This window comes from Mesorhizobium delmotii, from assembly GCF_900149755.1.
Lineage (GTDB): Bacteria > Pseudomonadota > Alphaproteobacteria > Rhizobiales > Rhizobiaceae > Mesorhizobium > Mesorhizobium delmotii.
On the sequence record NZ_FUIG01000029.1, the window covers coordinates 35,017 to 52,485 of the forward strand.

Annotated in this window: 15 protein-coding genes; 7 read left to right on the forward strand and 8 right to left on the reverse strand. The window is 60.5% G+C overall.

What is annotated here, in order from left to right; translation table 11 throughout:
• Positions 1 to 422 precede the first annotated feature (422 nt).
• The gene (locus tag BQ8482_RS37750; protein WP_133254789.1) at positions 423 to 692 is read left to right on the forward strand and encodes a hypothetical protein; all 270 of its coding nucleotides are present in this window, start codon (positions 423 to 425) and stop codon (positions 690 to 692) included.
• A gap of 330 nt (positions 693 to 1,022) precedes the next feature.
• On the opposite strand, the gene BQ8482_RS18960 is transcribed toward BQ8482_RS37750, so the two are convergent.
• The 4 genes from BQ8482_RS18960 to BQ8482_RS38180 form a co-directional block, all read right to left on the reverse strand.
• A complete protein-coding gene (locus BQ8482_RS18960) occupies positions 1,023 to 2,498 on the reverse strand; it encodes an NAD-dependent succinate-semialdehyde dehydrogenase (protein ID WP_123149044.1) in 1,476 nt (491 codons plus the stop codon).
• Between the two features lie 271 nt (positions 2,499 to 2,769).
• Positions 2,770 to 2,964 (reverse strand): hypothetical protein, encoded by a 195-nt coding sequence (locus BQ8482_RS39370; protein ID WP_244602874.1) that lies wholly within the window; start codon positions 2,962 to 2,964, stop codon positions 2,770 to 2,772.
• A gap of 158 nt (positions 2,965 to 3,122) precedes the next feature.
• Positions 3,123 to 3,551 carry a methyltransferase domain-containing protein gene (locus BQ8482_RS39375; protein ID WP_244602875.1) on the reverse strand — a complete coding sequence of 143 codons (429 nt, stop codon included), beginning with the start codon at positions 3,549 to 3,551 and terminating at the stop codon, positions 3,123 to 3,125.
• Between the two features lie 390 nt (positions 3,552 to 3,941).
• Positions 3,942 to 4,208, reverse strand: coding sequence for a hypothetical protein (locus tag BQ8482_RS38180; RefSeq protein WP_165848628.1), 267 nt, complete (start codon positions 4,206 to 4,208; stop codon positions 3,942 to 3,944).
• Between the two features lie 322 nt (positions 4,209 to 4,530).
• Between BQ8482_RS38180 and BQ8482_RS18975 the strand changes: the two genes are divergently transcribed.
• The 6 genes from BQ8482_RS18975 to BQ8482_RS19025 all read left to right on the forward strand — a co-directional run bounded on the left by BQ8482_RS18975 (position 4,531) and on the right by BQ8482_RS19025 (position 9,804).
• Positions 4,531 to 4,746 (forward strand): hypothetical protein, encoded by a 216-nt coding sequence (locus BQ8482_RS18975; protein ID WP_123149046.1) that lies wholly within the window; start codon positions 4,531 to 4,533, stop codon positions 4,744 to 4,746.
• Positions 4,747 to 5,178: 432 nt separating this feature from the next.
• Positions 5,179 to 5,568, forward strand: a complete 390-nt coding sequence (locus BQ8482_RS18985; RefSeq protein WP_133254790.1) for a hypothetical protein — start codon at positions 5,179 to 5,181, stop codon at positions 5,566 to 5,568.
• A 159-nt stretch (positions 5,569 to 5,727) separates the two neighbouring features.
• Positions 5,728 to 5,976 (forward strand): DUF982 domain-containing protein, encoded by a 249-nt coding sequence (locus tag BQ8482_RS40590; RefSeq protein WP_123149050.1) that lies wholly within the window; start codon positions 5,728 to 5,730, stop codon positions 5,974 to 5,976.
• A 926-nt stretch (positions 5,977 to 6,902) separates the two neighbouring features.
• The gene (locus BQ8482_RS19010) at positions 6,903 to 7,223 is read left to right on the forward strand and encodes a GNAT family N-acetyltransferase (protein WP_244602876.1); all 321 of its coding nucleotides are present in this window, start codon (positions 6,903 to 6,905) and stop codon (positions 7,221 to 7,223) included.
• Between the two features lie 344 nt (positions 7,224 to 7,567).
• Positions 7,568 to 8,536: an omptin family outer membrane protease gene (locus BQ8482_RS19020; RefSeq protein ID WP_123149054.1), complete on the forward strand. Its 969-nt coding sequence runs from the start codon at positions 7,568 to 7,570 to the stop codon at positions 8,534 to 8,536.
• Positions 8,537 to 9,015: 479 nt separating this feature from the next.
• Complete coding sequence (locus BQ8482_RS19025; RefSeq protein WP_123149055.1) at positions 9,016 to 9,804, forward strand: SH3 domain-containing protein; 789 nt, start codon at positions 9,016 to 9,018, stop codon at positions 9,802 to 9,804.
• Positions 9,805 to 9,828: 24 nt separating this feature from the next.
• Here BQ8482_RS19025 and BQ8482_RS19030 read toward each other — a convergent pair whose 3' ends face one another.
• The 4 genes from BQ8482_RS19030 to BQ8482_RS19045 form a co-directional block, all read right to left on the reverse strand.
• Complete coding sequence (locus tag BQ8482_RS19030; protein ID WP_208867766.1) at positions 9,829 to 10,347, reverse strand: (2Fe-2S)-binding protein; 519 nt, start codon at positions 10,345 to 10,347, stop codon at positions 9,829 to 9,831.
• A gap of 23 nt (positions 10,348 to 10,370) precedes the next feature.
• The gene (locus BQ8482_RS19035) at positions 10,371 to 13,208 is read right to left on the reverse strand and encodes a xanthine dehydrogenase family protein molybdopterin-binding subunit (protein WP_123149057.1); all 2,838 of its coding nucleotides are present in this window, start codon (positions 13,206 to 13,208) and stop codon (positions 10,371 to 10,373) included.
• A gap of 1,090 nt (positions 13,209 to 14,298) precedes the next feature.
• A complete protein-coding gene (locus BQ8482_RS19040) occupies positions 14,299 to 15,690 on the reverse strand; it encodes a M16 family metallopeptidase (protein WP_123149140.1) in 1,392 nt (463 codons plus the stop codon).
• A gap of 4 nt (positions 15,691 to 15,694) precedes the next feature.
• The gene (locus BQ8482_RS19045) at positions 15,695 to 16,993 is read right to left on the reverse strand and encodes a M16 family metallopeptidase (protein ID WP_425294112.1); all 1,299 of its coding nucleotides are present in this window, start codon (positions 16,991 to 16,993) and stop codon (positions 15,695 to 15,697) included.
• Positions 16,994 to 17,469: the final 476 nt, after the last annotated feature.

The window sequence follows — 17,469 nt, forward strand, 5'->3', positions numbered from 1 at the left end:
AGAGGTTTCTCTGCAGAACCATCGTGATTGACGGCTCCAAAGTGAAGGACCCCAGCATTGTCTCGCTCCGCGGAGGCAAACAAGCCGGTGGCTTGGCGGACTTCCCACATAATTGGAGAGCCTATCGAACGATTTCGGGGGTCGCTCCCGCAAGGTGTGATTCAGTACCGAAACTTGACGCCGACCGCGAGTGGTCTTCCCGTTCATTTGTTTCGCGTTTCCGCCAAGTCAGGGTAACAGTCGGGCGCCTGCGATGTCCCTTCGCGAGCCTAACCTGTTCAAAAGCCTAGTCGCCGAGCTTGGGCCGCGGCAACAGGAAGAGGAGGTATTGCGCCTTATGGGCGTTTTTTGAGGCAGAGCCCGAAGACACTTCGTTTTGGGCGGCGGCCGGGTATCGATGCTTGGCATCGCGAAGATAGAAAATGGCAGCGGCCGGCATTGCAAAGAAGGAAAAGGCAACAGGGCGGCGCTATGACAAGGGCGAGCGTCGATTCAAGCACGTCGGAAAGGGCGCTCATCCCGTTATTGAATTTGACGACAGCGAGCCGAAAAAGTGGGTTGGAAAATGGCCCTCAACCCTATCTGAAAGTAATCGGACAAAATTGCTGATGAGGGAATTGGGGCGCCGAAGGGCGATCGGGACCTGCCCGTTCCGAAGAAGCTATACATCGTTCACGAGGGCGCAATTATGAGGCCCAAACGAGCGATCGCGGCCGAACCTATCATGGATGTCCATGTAAGGGTAAGCTGTTGGCGGCGTGGATCTCCGGGCACTTCTCGATGCTGTCGCCCCGCACAGATGAGATGCTTGCCGCGGTTGGATAGGATGAGCAACGTACCGTCCGGTACCGGCGCCTCGGCTCGTCGGCGTGGAGGCGGTTCAACGTAGCTGGGCGTCTAGATGCACACTTAAGGCGCGCAGGCTGGGTCGCGATAGACGACCCCAGCCGCAAGAAGGTTCGCCAAACCGCTCGATCATCCCTTTGGTTCATTCTGTGCCCGAGGTGTCCACCACATAGAGATCAGATTCCGCCCATGCAGAGGTATTTCATTTCGAGGTAATCTTCGAGCCCGTGGCGGGAACCCTCCCGCCCGATGCCAGACTGCTTCATTCCGCCAAAGGGCGCAGCTTCCGAAGACATACGCCCCGTGTTGATGCCAACCATGCCATATTCCAATGCCTCGGCCACGCGCCAGACGCGCTTAAGGTTCGAGGCATAGAAATAGGCGGCGAGGCCGTAGATCGTGTCGTTGGCCTCACGCACAACCTGATTCGCATCGTCGAAGCGAATGACCGGCGCCAGCGGCCCGAAAGTCTCCTCTTGCGCAACCGCCATGATGCTGGAGATTTCAGTGAGGACTGTGGGTTCGAAGAAGGTGCCATCCTTGCCGATACGTTCGGCCCCGCATCGAACTGTGCCACCTTTGGCAACGGCATCTGCGATGTGGGACTCGATCTTGGCCAAAGCATGCATGTCGATGAGCGGTCCGATGTCGACTCCCTGAGCGAAACCGTCGCCAACCGATAAACGCCGGACTTTCTCCACGAATTTCTCGACGAACTCATCGTGAACGCTCGATTGAACGTAAAGGCGGTTCGCTGAAACGCAAGTCTGGCCGGCGTTGCGGAACTTCGCCTGGATCGCGCCGTCAACCGCAGCGTCGATATCGGCGTCATCAAAGACGATGAAAGGGGCATTGCCGCCGAGCTCGAGACTGACCTTCTTGATCTGGTCCGAGCACTGGCGCATGAGCAGCCGCCCAACTTCGGTCGAGCCTGTGAAGCTGATCTTTCGGACCTTGGGATTGGAGCAGAGTTCGCGGCCAACGCCATCACCTTCGGACGCATAGACCAGGTTGACGACGCCTTCGGGAAAGCCGGCTCGGTGCGCGAGGGCGAACATTGCGCCTGCCACGAGCGGCGTCTGTTCAGCAGGTTTGAGCACGATCGCGCAGCCCGCCGCCAGGGCCGGCGAGATCTTGCGCGCCACCATCGACGCTGGGAAATTCCACGGCGTAATCGTGCCGACCACACCGATGGGCTGCTTGATGACCAGCATGCGACGGTCTGTCGACGGTGCGGGGATCGTCTCGCCATAGATGCGATTGGCTTCTTCGGCGTACCATTGCAGATACGCGGCCGCATGCGAAATCTCCGACTTGGCTTCGGCCAACGGCTTGCCCATCTCTGCAGTGAGGATCGCTGCAAGATCACCGGCGTGGTCAATGATCAGCTCATGCCATCGCCACAGAACGTCACTGCGTTCTCGGGCGGTCAGCCCCGCCCATCCAGGCTGCGCTATGTAGGCCTTCTCGATCGCAGCGCGTGTCTCCTCCATACCCATGTCGGGAAGTACTGCCAGCACTTCGCCGCTCGACGGGTTGAGGACCTCGAATGTCCGCTCGCTAACCGGCGTGCCGAGCGCCGGCAGGCGACCGATCGCGCCAAACAGGTCCGGGGATTTCAGGTGGCGGATCATCGGCAGGCACAGGGGCAATACCGGATTCCTCTCAAACGCGGCGGATATGTATGTCGACAGGGCGTCGGTATGTACTCCGCACCTGCGGGTTCCTTATAGGGCCTCGGCCAGACGGCTGGTAGACCATTCCACTCAGCTTGAAAGGGAGAATTTTTTGAACTCTTCTGTTCGATGGCTTGCGGTTCTCAGCGGCGCAAACTGAACAATGGACATCGGCCTCCCACCGGGGGTAGCTCTGCGGATCACGATCGGCGTCCTCCGCAAACCGAAGGTGAGGCTGGCATAAAAATTACTGAACAAAAACTTGGGTTGGAGCTTCCTGCACCGAGGAACTTACATCACCCATGATCGCTGCGATGACTGCGTTCCGCTGTCCGGCATCCATTCCGCTGACCAGCCCGGCCTGCGGAGTCTGCCAACTGTAGTCGCACATATTCTTTGATGAGGGGAATCGGATGTTCTGTGTCGTCGTGTCGATGGTCACCTGACGAAATCCCGCCCCGGCCAACAATCGGTAAGCTCGTCCGCATCTGCGAGTGAATGCTCGGACCGTTTCGTTGCCGAAGCGCCTGGACCGAGATGTCGATCCAAGGCATCCACCAACGCCTTTGCCGCAGGGGTATGCTCAATAGCGCTGAAAAGTTAAGCCCAGCCGGCCGTCAGGCACCAGAACCCGGAACATCTCACGTAGCGAACCCGATCGGTCCGGAAAAACTGCAGTCCGAGCTGGCAAAGAACCAGATCGAAGGCGGAGTCAGGGAACGGCATTTCGAGCGCGCTTGCCTCGTGCCACTCGATACGCGGTCCAGTGCCGCTCGGGAGCGATCGAGCAACGGCAAGCATGCCCGTGTTGATGTCGAGGCCGACGATCTGCCCACTTCCCATACGCTCGGCCGCCGAGCGTGCCACCACGCCGGTGCCGCAAGCTACGTCCAGAACCCGCTCACCAGATTGAGGCGCAGCACGATCCACCAGGTCGGCAGCCCACAGGGCTGTGATTGCCGGGACCAGGTAGCGCTCGTAGAGTTCCGCGGCGCTGCCTTGCAGCTGCCACTGCTCCTGCTCGGCCATAGCGTTCCTTTCCGCACAACGAGCCGCTCGGCAAAAGGCTCGATCGGCGCTTTTAAGCAGCCATCATAAGCGCGCGTCTGTCAAACAAGCGATCGGGCGATGGAATCAAGCACACAGCGCAGAGACACCATTCCACGAAATAACTTGTTGGTCTTCCCTCGCCATGTGCCAACAAATGGGACGCGGGAAGGCCCTCAGGTGACCTTGAGGCGTCTTTAGGGCGCACAGCTGGTGATCTTGCGCAGGGTGGGAGTGTTATGCCGATCTATCGACAAGCCGAGAGAGCGGGAGTGTTCCTCCCCTCTGAGTTGGCGCTATTGGGCCGCGTGTTCGATCGGCTGAAGGTTGAGGCTCAATCTGAGAAGCAACGTGAAGCACTCGCATCTCGGATCATGGCCAATTATATGGCCGGCGTGAGGGAGGAGGAAGAACTTCTTTCGGCTTCCAGACAGCCGCTTGGCCGGTGAACCAGTGATGACTGTGCGTCACGCGATCAAGGGAGCGGCGGGCTTCGGCCAAATTCTCGGCCAGGATCTCTAGCAGGGCTTCGCTTTCCGGGAGGATATGTCCGCACCGGCGCTCATGCTCTACAACTCTGTCTTGAAAGGACACCGCCTTCTCATAGTGCGTGACGAGGTTGGAATATAGCTGCAGCATCGTACTTCTCCCTGGTCAGGCGAAAGCACGTTGCTCGCTCTCAAGCGCTCAATTGCCGGAAGGTATGGGCGACCGGGAAACCCTACTCTCCTTAGGGGCAAAACGCCACCATAAGCCGGCCGTGCCGAAAAGTGCCAACTGCCGGTTGCTAGATGCGACGCAGCCGCCAGCCTATCATTTTTCACGATCCGGGAATCGCTTGATCGACCCGTCGCTCTCCTGTGCGGCGGTTTTTTTGTCTCCGGATGGAATAGTTGGTTGGAGGGAGAGTTCGCTCCTTCGGCATCTCTTGCGCAGAAATGCCATCTGTTCGGAGAGTCGGATGAGTGTGCAAAGGGTTGGTCCAATTGAAGAGCACGCAATCGCCGCAATTCTCAACCGCGCGGACCGTGGGGACACCGTTTCGGTCAAAGCGACATTGAACCATATCCGGCACGCCGCGCCTGATCTGGTCGCATCCAACGACGAGCTAGTGGAGGCTATTATAGAGGCAGCTATCGCCTTAGGCCTGTCCGTGGCTTCCGATGCGGGTGAGTAGTAGCCGTCAATTTCGCGCGCCAGTTGTCCTCGCCCCTCTACCAGTTGTTCGCGGCCCCATTGTACGAAATTGGTTGTTGATTTTTACAAGCGGCGTGCCGACAAATGGGTGCTTATGTCCAGGGGAGGCCTCAGGTGGACATTGGGATGGACTGCGAGCGCATGGCCGTGGAGCTTGTGCATGAGGCCATCCAGAAGGTCCCGCACGGCGGCGCAGTCTCCGTCAAGGCTGTTATAGCTGCGGTTCGCCAAGATGGCCCGCATCTCGCAATCAGTGACACGGTCTTAATCGACCTTATTGTAGCGACCGCTCCGGCGTTTGGACGCGCGGTAGCCTTCGACCTTAACGAATGATGCTGTGACAACTCATCCGGCCGCCTCGGGGAACCTTCAGCAACCAAATGAGTTGCGTAAAAAGCTAAGGCAAACCGTTATGGCTACCCGAAATAGGGATAATCGTTCCTTCCGAGAATTGATCAGTTCGGAAGATAATCGTCGGAAGTTGCGCAAGCAGCTAGGTCCGGAGAACGACCAACCTTTGCCGCCGAAGCTTGCTGCTTTTGCGGTGGAGCTTCAGGAGGAGCTTGAGCGGCGAGAGCAAGAATGGGCTGAGGAGACCGCGGCTGCCCTAGTTCCCAGCAACGTGCCGCATTTATTCAGCCCCTCGGTCAGCGTGAGAACTGAGCCTCCCGATCAGACGCGCAGCGTCGACACTGCTGAGGCAGCAGTTGAGGAACTCCTGAACTGCACCAAGCGTGGCCCCAAGTGGAACCTCGCGCTGCGCGTTTGCATTGCCGTGATTGCCGACAAAGATGGAAGCTGAGGAGGCCCGTAAGGCATTCCTGGCTGCTGCCGAGGAGGAAGGGGTATTGCGCCACTTCGGTTAGGTCTCCTCGATACCTGTGCCGGCGCAGCCCCTCTCCGATCGCGGCCCGCTCAGAAATTTCTACCAAACATTCCGACCCACTCTAGCTATCAGTCAATGACAACGCTTTGGTTCGTCCCTCCGGTGTTCGTGAAGATTGAGACGGACGGCGGCAGGCATGGCTGCAACAATGCGATGGCAGCCCTTGAGCAGCTCAAGAGGTGGGCCCGGAGAGGACCTCGCTGGCACAAGGCTTGGACGCTTTGCCTGTCAGCCCTGGAGGGCGATCCGATTGACCGTCATGTGGTCCGCAAGGCTTTCGTGGCTGCCGCTAAGGAGGCGGAGATGTATCTCTCGCCCGAGTAGGAGGTGTCATGGCTCTATATGGGAAAGACCGTTCATTTATCCATCGAACTTCAACGGCTCATGTTCGGGAAGATAATAATGCAGCACCTCGCCACGGTTTCGCTTTTCGAACGTGAGGCCACAGACAGGGCAGACTCGAAATGCTCTGCTTCGTCGTTCACAGGCGGCCCGTGGCGCTTGCCCTTGATCCCGGTTGCGGGGTTGTTGGTTCTATCTCGGCTCACGTTGATTGTCCGAACTGTGATGGGGACGGCCCGACAGCCGCTGCGGGGTAGGCACCCGACCGGCGGGCCTAACCGGCGGGGTGTGGGCGTGTCCCCCGGCTGGGACGAACAATAAGCCGTTTCGTGCAGAATTGCTAATTTAGAAAATGATCATGATCCGTTCCACTAGCCACCAGATGGGACGGGCCTAGACTCGATTCCTTGCGTAACCGAGTGAGTGCCGGTGCTGGCCGGCTGGAGTTCATTTCTCCGATGATGCCCACCTTGGTGGCCAAGCCGCCCCAAGGAGACGATTGGACTCACGAGGTCAAGTTCGTCGGCCACCGCTCTCAAATCCTCATCGACAACGAAGTAACCCGGTTGTTTTTCTGTCAGAAGGTCTCCTATCTGCGCAATTCACCTCAAGTCATCCGGAATCATGCATGCCTGTAATATTTGTTTTGCAGTTTTTTAACATATATTTGATGAAAAAATGCTGTTCGTTAGTCCGACATTACATCTAAAAGTGAGTCTGGCCTACGCGGATGGCAGCATGAATCGGGATTTTGACCACTAGCAGGAGAGAATATGCCTTCCATATCTACACGCCGCGCCAACGCAACGGACGCAGAGACGGTCGCCCGTTTCATTCACGCGCTACTCGATGAACTCTCTGGCGGGAAAGCGCCCACGCCCGACGTCGTCAGACAAAGCGCGGAGACAGTGCTTGCCGACGCTGGCGTGGTCGCTGTGATCGCAAGTGCAGATGACGAGCCGGTCGGCATCGTGGTGCTGAATGAATGCACGGCGATCTATGCAGGAGGCAGGTTCGGCTACATTTCGGAGCTGTATGTTCGACCCGGCATGCGCTCCAAAGGGATTGCCCCTCATCTGCTTGAGGTCGCCTCGCGGGAAAGCCGTGCTCGTGGTTGGAAGCGACTTGAGGTTGGAGCGCCCGGGCAACCAAAATGGAAGCGCACGCTCGATTTCTATCTGCGGAACGGGTTCGAGGAAGTCGGCCCTCGGCTCTGTCGGATAATCTAGACTCAGAGTGTCTGCTGTGGACTGGCTCAAGCAACCTGCACGATCTCAGCGGATTGAGGTCCGGCGTGGTCGCTGCCTGCCGCTGCAATCGTACCAGCATCGTCATCGCAAATGTGTGCCTCAGATAATGCAAGGTTCCCATCACGCCGGCCGCCCGGAACGCATCGGCAAAAACCGCCGTCAATCGGGTCACGCTAACGGCGTTTCCTTGAGTGTTGAGGAACAGAGCCGAGGGCGGCAATTTTGCCAACCTACAGGGGCCCTGCATAGACGACCGCACCTGACTTGCACCCGGTTACGCCGCGTATAGCCGAATGGCGGATCATTCCTATGAGGGTAGTTTTATGAAAATGTATGCGAAAGTCTTTGGTGGAGCGGCAGCGTTGCTCGCTGCCTGGCCGGCGATGGCCAGTGCCGCGGTGATGAGCGAACCGGCGCCCTACAATCCCAATTTCTCTTTCGTTGGCGGCGTCGGCGTCATCGACATCGAGGCCAACGAGCTAGTCTATCAGGCTGCCGGCAGCGGCTCGAAGCGGAGCCACCTTATCTGGGAAAGCACCTCTCCGGTCATTTCAGCCGAGATGACGGCGCGCAGCGAGGCCGGCTGGACTGCCAAGCTTTCCGGCCAGATCGCATTCAGCGGCGACAGCTACATGGAAGACTATGACTGGAACGCGCGATTCTCGACCAATGATGGCTGGAACGACTGGAGCGACCGTTCGCGCTTTTCCGAGACCGATCTTGATCACTTCTATTCGGCAACGGCCGCGCTCGGCCACGACTTCCAGGTCAGCGACCGACTGCTGATCAACGTCAACGGTGGCTTCAAGTACACCTCGGTCAAGTGGACTGCCTACGGCGGCTCCTATGTCGACCGCGATGTCGGCTTCCGGGATTCGGTTGGCGACTACCCAGGAGGCGCAAAGGTCATCAGCTACCAGCAGAAATTGCCGGTCGCCTTGGCCGGCATCGATGCGACCTATGTCCAGGATCGCTGGAACTTCGGCTTTGCGCTGAAGGGCGGCACGACCTTCTCGGCTGGCGATACCGATCATCACTGGATGCGTGACCTGCGCTTCGAGGAAGATTTCGAATCGGCGCCGGTTCTGATGGTCGGCGGCAGCGTCGGCTATCAGTACAACGAGCGGACCAGCTTCTTCGTCTCCGGTTCCTACGAAAAGGTGTTCACCGCTCGCGGCGACTCCAAATACTATGACATTCCGACCGGCGCAGAGACTGGCGGCCACGACGACTCGATCGGCGGCGATTTTGCGGCGGCGACGGCGACGGTCGGCATCAAGACTTCGTTCTGATCGGAACGCCAAGCCGATGTCCGCAACGGCGCAGAAATCTGTGGGCGCGATATGAACGACGTACTTTCGCCAGCTGTCGTTCCGCGGTAGACCGTCTCTGATCTGCAGCAGTCGCCCTTGTCCCCGACAAATGGTATTAGGAGGAGATGCAAACCGGATGGGCCATCGAATAGGCCCATTGCGAACGCCCAGATCGGAACATTCCTCTCAGAACCTGGGTATACGCGACAAGGGCGACGGTGCCACGGCGTTTTGCCTGAACAGCCAAGTTTGACGTGCTGGGGTCGCCTAAAGCACCGGCATCCGTTGTTATGGAGCTGTCCTGACCATGGCCGTCGGGCTTGCGTGGTCCGTCGAAGCGGGGCGCGGTGGAGGGCATCACCGTCAGCGCAGCATTCGACCTCCGCCTTTACTGCCGATGAAATCGAGAACGAGGAGAGTAGAGGAGAGTACTTTCCAACCGAGAACCGACATTCCAGATGGCATCTGGTGAGGGACGCGATCATGCCGCCAGTGTCAGGGCGGGACCAAGCGCCGGCTATGCGCGCATTGCAAAGCTGCCGATCGAGGTGGAGGCTTGCCGCGCCAGATGGTGCCTCATCGACAGAGGGGATGTCGAGGGCTGGGTTTCCGCGAAGCTCATCGGCCGCTACCGGCCAGTACAGGACACCACAGTGATCGTGGAGATCGTGCCGCGTATGCCCCGCTGGCGCGGTCCCGGGCAGGTCATGGGCCCCGGCCTAGTGCGCTCGCCCAATTTCAATCCGCCCAACTTGCCGGGCGGGTTTGGCCCGCCCGCCAATCCTGGGGCCCGGTCCCGTACGGCCGCCTATGGTCCCATTCGGGGACTGACGCCGCCGACACGCAGCGTGGCCGCCAGCATGGCGATGGCGATCTATGGCGCCATCCGGCCGTGGGCGACTTCGGAACTCCGGCCGTCACCGGCCCGGCTTCAGGCGCCGATGCCGGTCTCTTTGTCTGACGAAATTTGGAGGCGTAGAGCGTTCGAACGGCATTGGGAAGGCGAGGCCACCCGCGCCGGGCGCGCCGCCGGGCGCCGTGTGGCAGGCGGCGCAATCGGCCGCTTGGGCAAGATACCGGCCCGGCGGCCAATCTTTGCATCTCCTCGACGGACAGCGGCTTGTCCACTACCGTTTGCCCATTACCGCACCGACGGCGCTCCTTTCGAACAGGCCGAGGAACACCGCCAGCGTTGCGATCACGATCACCGCGAGAGCGAGAAGGAGAAACTGCCGCAGGCGAAATAGCCAGGCGCGCCTCATCGCCGGAACTCAGCCCCGTACCAGTCCGGGCGTGCTCAGGATCACGTCACGAACCGCCTCATAATAACGAACATAACCAGTGCAACGACAAATGTGCTGCGCAAGCGCCTGCTCGATCGTGCGTTCGACATCGGCCCTGCGGACCGGCTTCTCTTTGAGATGCTCAACCAGCACGGTTGCACCAGTGACAAAACCCGGCGTGCAATAGCCGCACTGGAACGAAAAACGTTCGACGAAGGCCCGCTGAATCGCGGAGAGCCGGACGACATCGCCATTCGCGTCGCGTTCGGCATGCGCTTCGACGGTGCGGATGGACTTGCCCTCGAAGAAATGCGCTCCGGTGATGCAGCTCCGGATCTCGCGGGAACTTCCTTCCGGCCCATCGAGAATGATCGCGCAGGCGTGGCAGATGCCTTGGCCGCAGCCAAGCCGCGAGCCCGTAAGGCTTAGATATTCGTGCAGGAAGTCGATCATCATCAGATCGTCGGGTACGTCGACCGGACCGACCTTGCGATTGTTGACGGTCATCGAAAGTGGTCGCGTGGCAACGGTCACGGCAGCGCCTCCAAAATCTTCTCTGGCGTGATCGGCGTCTGATAAAAACGCTTGCCGATGGCATGGTTGACCGCATTGACGATCGCCGGAACGATCGCGATCATCACGACCTCGGCCATTCCCTTTGGTGGGTCGATATCGGAAAGCGGCGCCAACACCTCCGATGTCTGCGTCCAGACCGCGACATCCCTGGCATGCGGCAGGCGATACCGGTTCCAGTTCCACGTCCCGTCGCCGGGACCGTCCTCATAGAGCGGCAATTCCTCGAGCAAGGCGTGGCCGACGCCCATCGCCAGGCCGCCTTGCAGCTGACCCGAGACGAGTTCCGGCACGATTTGAGTGCCGCATTCGAGGATGGAATAATGCGACAGGAGCTTCACGTCGCCTGAGGCGGTGTCCACGGCGACCTCGGCGATCGTCGCCATGCCCGTATAACAGGTGCCGGCAGCCTTCTGGCGCCGTACTGGCGGATAGAAGACCTGGCGCCGGTCGAGAAAATGGAAGCCGCCGGAGGTCATCAGCGCCTTCAAACCAGCTGGCGCGCTTTGGCCATAGCAGACCGAAAGCGCGTCGACCGGCAAGCGGACGGCGCCGACGTTCGGCACATCGAACACCGCCTCGGCCCATTGCCAACGGTTGAAGACATGGACGCTGACCCCCGTGACCAGGCCGAGCCTGTGCGCCGCCGCCGCAAGTTGTTCCAGGGCGAGCGGCTGCATCCCTCCAGCCATCAATTTGCCGTCGACGATCCGCACGTCCGCCATATCGATAGCGAGCGTCCCCGCCTGCCTGCGGCCCGGTCCACTCGACCAGAGCGCGAGCGCAGCCGGCCAGAGCGACAGGCGCAGCAGCGCGCGCGCCGCCATCCGCGTGGCGTGGCCGACGAAATACGCACTGTTTGAGGCGCTCATCGGTGAAATAAACGAGGGCGTCCAGCGCGGGTTGCGTGCCAGCGCACCCTCCCTGTCCTGCGGCGTCGTATAGGGCTCCTCGGTGGAGACGAGAGGCATCTCGGGCCAGTCGACGATCCCGAAGGCGTAGTCGTGCGGCACCCGGCCGATGATGTCGGCGACCATCACCGCCTGCGAGGTGGTCAGGCCCGTGCCGATATCATTGCCGTTCTGGCGCATGGTGAGCCGGCCGGACGGATCGAATGACAGCGTGGTCACCGCTGCCTCGGCTCCGGTGCCGTAATCCTTCTGCACCTGCGCGAAACCGATGCCATAGCGCGTACCCGGATTGGCGGTATCGAACGCCGCTTTGTTCGCATCGCGATCCCTCCACAACGGATGGGCACGGGCCCGCTTCAAGACCTCCTCGGTCCTTAGCGCCTCGCCGGCAATGGCGCCCTGCGAGTTCTTCATGCCAGTCTTGAACGCGTTCTTGAGGCGAAGCTCGATCGGATCGATGCCGAGCAGTTCGGCCGCCTCATCGACCATCATCTCGGTCGCGGCCATGGTCTGCAGCGTTCCGTACCCGCGCGTCGAGCCAGCATCGACAGCGCGCGAAGCGCGGACCTCGACCGAGAAATCGCTCTTCGGCAGATAATAGATGCTCTGCGCCGCGCTGGCCCCGACATTGCCAACGTCTGGCGAGAAGTTGCGCCGTCCTCCGGCATCCGTGCGATAGTTGCCTTTCATGATGCGGAAGGCGTGCGTGGAGCGATCCACGACAAGCGTATTCTCCATCCAGAAGGCATGGCGCTTCAACCCCATCTGGAACTGCTCGAAGCGGTCGTTGGCAAGACGCACCGGGCGCCCGTCGCCATAGAGGCCTGCCAGGATAGCGTAGTAGGGAAAGATGGAATGATCCTTGGTACCGTATCCGACCGTGTAACCGATCGAAAGGTAGAGCGCCTTCACTGCGAACCGCGATTTCGACAGCATTTCCAACGTCGAGGTCGCCACCTCATAGGGCGATTGGGTCGCGATGAGTGCGTGCAGGGTCGAACTGCCCGGCTCGAACCAGGCATTGCCATTGTCGGCTTCCATCGCGGAGGCGTCGATCGACTGCGAGAAATAGCTTCGCTTCAGGACCAATGCGTCGTCGCCGGTAGCCGTGATCTCACGCTCGATCTCGCCCGCCGCCCACATGGCGCGGGCCGCCGCATCGCCGCTCTGATCCGGCTTCGGCCAGACGACCTGATCGCCGTCGAAACTGCCGTAGATCGTGGTGCCTTCGAGCGGAGGATAAATGTCGGTTTCATCCGATGCCGCGCCGCCGATGCGCACGAACCGGCTGGCGCCGTAATGGGGTGGCGTGTCGTAGCCGCCGGTCGCCCCCCAGCGCACGACGCCCTCGGCGAAACGGACCAGCCGCTTGGCCGCGTCGAACCGCGCGAAATCGTTGTAGATCAAGAGCGCGACCGGCTGACCGAGCAGGCGCGGAATGCGTCCCTTCGGCACCAGGAACATATCGCCATAGAAGCCGGGAGCCGTCGTTTCCGGCGGCGCAAGACCATCGCGGACAAGGTCTTCGCCGGCTATCAGTCGGTCGGGCTTGAGATCTTCGCCCAGCACTGAGAGGTCCAGCCCGTCGAACGGGGCGTCGGCCCGGGTGCCGCGGATCAGGAAGGCGTGGCTCTGTTGCTGAGGCCAGCCCGTTATATCACGGGCGCGAAAATCGCGGGTAAATGTCTTATCCCCGGTGACCTTGGCCACTGCGTCCATCCGAAAACGCGGCCGACCGTCCGGTCCGATCCAGTTTGGCGAACGGCCGGGCGAATTGGCAACGGGCGCAGCCGACGCGGGCCGGCCCAGAAAACCGATCTTGACTGCGATCCCCGCACCAGCCGCCGCTGCGATGAACTGGCGCCGCGAAACCCTGCCGCTCATGCCGTCTCCCCGAACGGCCGAGAGCCCGACCCCACACCCGGCCGGCTCGCCTCACCTGTATATTCCCGACTCGGGGCCGTTTCGCCATTCCGGCATTGCTGAAAAACGGAACGGCCTTGCCAGATCATAAAAATCGCCGGGCCTTTTGTATGAGTCCGCAAGATTGAAGCGCATGACTTCTGCTTCGGATCCAAATGTCCTGATACACATGTCCTCTGTTGTGAGTCCTTCCGGAACACATGGTCGAGCTCGATGTGGTCGGGCGACGCCGGCTGGCTTGCGGTGGTGTGTCGCCCGGCGCCCCGCGGAACATTGCGAGTTTTTCCCTTCCTGCATCCGACCACCGTGATGGGGCGGTCTTATTCTCACAGCCAAGACTTGCCCTTTCGCCGCCGACCTGCATTAAACGTTGGAACCGTATACAAGGCGGGGCGCAGGCTTCCCGCGTGAAAACACGCTTACCCTCTATCTTGCTCTCCGCATCGGGGTAGCCGAGGACGTGAAATGCCGCTTTGTATGGTCGACCTCGTAACGATATTAGGCCTGTGTCCATCTGTTCCAACGTCTGGCAGCCAGACAAAATCGACAGCGCGTCCGACGCAATGATTCCTGTCATTTTCATTCTTGGTATTCGCCTGTCGGTGTGTCGCGGTTCCGTGCAACGTTGGAGGATCATCCGTTGCACTAAGCGTGCCGAAGGAAAAAGCTTTCAATTACAACGTTGTGAGCCGCCCCATGTCAGTCGGACCTCTGACTTTGTTGCAAAGCCGACACGTCGTCCTGGCTGGCATATGGCTTGGGATTCGGTCGAGACCACGCAAGCCCCGAGCCGACATCGGCGGCGAATTTGCAGAACCCTCAGCACACTACCAAGCCGGATTCTGGAGCAGCCGTTCTTCTGGCCGCGGGAGCTGTGCATTCCGATTGCCGACCGCTGGGCTCCCAGCATCGTGGTAGGGAAGCCCTTTGACACCGGCCGGGGATGTGAGATGTAGCAAGGACAAGCATCAAATGGACAATTGTACTTCTGTGCACCTCTATGGCGGCGGAGACGGTCAGCAACTATTGTAGAGCGCGAGACTGTTCGTCGTCACGGTACGCCGCCAAGCCGCTGGCCAACGCCCATAATGGCGGGCTCGGCCGACAGCAGTTTCTTCGCCGCCGCTCTGACTTGGTCGAGCGTCACCTGCTTGATGAGGGCCGGGCGCCGTTTGATGTAGTCTATGCCGCGCTTGTCGAGCTGCAGCCCGACAAGCGTGGCTGAAATCGAGCTGGAAGAACCCAGATTGTCGATAGCATAGGCGCCGATCAGATACTTCTTGCTCGCTTCGAGCTCGGCCGCTGTTGGGCCTGTGTCCACCAAGGCATTGATTACTTGTCTTATCAGGTCGAGCGTCTCGGCCGCCCTGTCGGCGCGCGTCGAGGTGGTCACGACAAGCGTGTTGGAATGCTGGTAGCCTTCCAAGCTAGAGGACACACCGTAGGCTAGGCCGCGCTTTTCGCGTACTTCCTGGAACAGACGTGAGGTAAAAGACGAGCCTCCGAGTATATCGTTTATCAGCTGCGCGGCATAGAATTCCGGGTCGCTGCGTCCGATGCCGGGAAAAGCCAGCTGGAGCGAAGTCTGGGGCAGGGCGTATGCGACCAGCGTCCACTGGCCGAGGTTCGGGGTGACATCAGGTACCGGGGCGAGCGCCTGCTTCTGAGGCAAGTCGCCGAACAACTGGTCGAGCCTTGCACTCAGGGCTTTGGCATCTATGTCGCCGACGACCGCCACGTGAAGCCCCTCGCGGGCGAACGCGGCCTTGTGGAAGGCGCTTAGATCGGCGGGCGTTATGCGGGCCAGGCTTTCCCTGGTGCCCTCGGGCGGCCTCGAATACGGATGGGTGCCGTAGAGTCTGCGCCGCCATGCAAGCTCGGCGATTGCGTGAGGTTCGCGCTCGTTGGTCGTGATTTCGGAGAGAAGCTGGGCGCGGATGCGCTCGACCGGCGCCGGATCGAAGCGGGGCCTGTTCACCGCGAGCCTGATGAGACCGAATGCGGCTTCCTGGCGCTCGGAAAGCATGCGCATCGAGCCATGGATGCCGTCACGCCGCGCGTCGAAGCTCATCTCAGCCCCGGCGTCATCGAGCTGCACCTGAAAGGTGTCGCTGTCGTAATCGCCGGCACCCTCGTCGAACAAGCCGATCATCAAATTGGCAAGCCCCTCCTTACCGGCCGGGTCATGGCTGGTGCCGCCGTCGAAGACAAAGTGGAGTGTGACGATCGGCAGCGTGTGGTCTTCCACCAGCCAGGCGGTGATCCCCTTTTCAGATTTCACCTCCTGGATGTTCACCGCAGCACGGGCGGTGAGCGACGGCAGGATGAGGAAGAAAATAGCAAGGGGAAGGACGGCCAGCCAGGTGGCGAGGCGCGCGGCCCTCCCTCCTCCAACATCAGAGGGCAAGGCTTGTGCAATGTCGCTGCGGAGTGGGGTTGTCATCACATCAATTCTCCTTAGGCAAGAGATAGCCAGTCGTCGAATGGTCGGACACGAGGTAGCGGGCGGCAACGGCCTTCACCTGATCGGCGGTGACGTTGCGAATGCGGTCCGGCCATTCCTCGACGTCTTTCACATTGCCGCCGGTGGCAAGCGTGGAGCCATACATGTTGGCGACGGAGTTCTGCTCGTCGTGGGCGAAGATTACCGAGCGGATAAAGCGTTCTTTGGTCTTCTCCAGCTCGTCGCTGGTGACGCCGTTTCTGGCGATGCGGGCGATCTCGGCGTCGACCGCAGCCTCGATGTCGGCAAGCTTGGCGTCGCCGCGCGGCGCGCCATAGACGGTGAAGTTGGTGGCATCGAGCATGTTGCCCTGGAAGAAGGCGCCGGCCTCGGCGGCAATGCCTTGTTTGACGACAAGCTGCTGGTAGAGCCGGCTGCGGCTACCGCCGCCGAGGATCTCCGCCAGCAGGTCCAGCGCTTCCGCTTCGCCCGGCTTCGCGGTGTGATAGGAGGGAACCACCCATTGCGTCAAAAAGTTCGGCACGCTGACACGCGCGTCAGTGAGCGTCACCGTGCGCCTGGTGTTCTGCTCGGGTTCGACCGGACGGGTGCGTGGCGGCAGATCCGGTCCACGCGGGACCTTACCATAGGTCTTCTCGGCCAGCGACTTCACCGTCTCGGGCTCGACGTCGCCTGCCACCACCAGCACGGCGTTGTTCGGCCGGTAGTAATTGTCATAAAAAGCCACGGCGTCGGTGCGGTTCAGCTTCTCGATCTCGTGCATCCAGCCGATCACCGGGATGCGGTAGGGCTGGCTCTGCCAGAGCGTGGTGACGACCTCCTCATTGAGAACCGCCTCTGGATCGTTGTCGATCCTCAATCGACGCTCCTCGAGGATCACGTCCCGCTCGGTGTTGACGACATCATCCGTGAGGGTGAGATTGCGCATGCGGTCAGCCTCGAAGCTCATCATCTGCTCCAATGCCGAGGGCGCCACTCTTTCGTAGAAGGCGGTATAGTCGTAAGAGGTGAAGGCGTTGTGCGAGCCGCCGATCTCGGCCACCGCGCGGGTCAACTCGCCGGCGGCGTGCTTGGCCGTCGCTTTGAACATCAGATGCTCGAAAAAATGCGCGATACCGGATTTCCCCGGCGGCTCGTCGGCGCTGCCGATCTTGTACCACACCATATGAGTGACGATGGGCGCGCGGTGATCGGGGATGACGACCACCTCCATGCCGTTGTCGAGCAGGAAATTCGTTGCCTTGATGTCATCGGTAGCCGCCAGAACCGGAGCGATGGTCACAAACGCCAGCGCAGCCGCAAAAAGTGTCCCGCCCAGCCAGCCAGACCGAAGATATATCGCTGGCTTCGGATGTGATGACCGGGCGATGGGCAAGGTTCGAAGCGAAGTGAGTTGTCCCTCATTTTGAAGGTGCCGCGTCCTCGTCGCCCTCACTGCGAGAAGGTGGATCGGTGGGCGGCGCCGGGCCAGATGAGCCCTCAGCATGCTGCCAGGCCCGACTCGAGCGTTATCTTTGAGTGCGTCGGGGAAAGGTGGCGCGGCATTTTTTGGTGGGGGATCATGGGGCGACTCTCCTGGCTTCGTGACGCATTTGCCATGAGCACGCACCAACCGTGCCAAATGGGAAAACCGTTTCGGCAATGTGGTTATCGGACCTGCTGTGTTGCCTATCCGACATTGTCGGGCATCTGACACGGCCGAATGGGAAGCCCTTGCCGCTTAAAAAGGTGGCTAGGTGAACTACCCTTCGGAGAGTG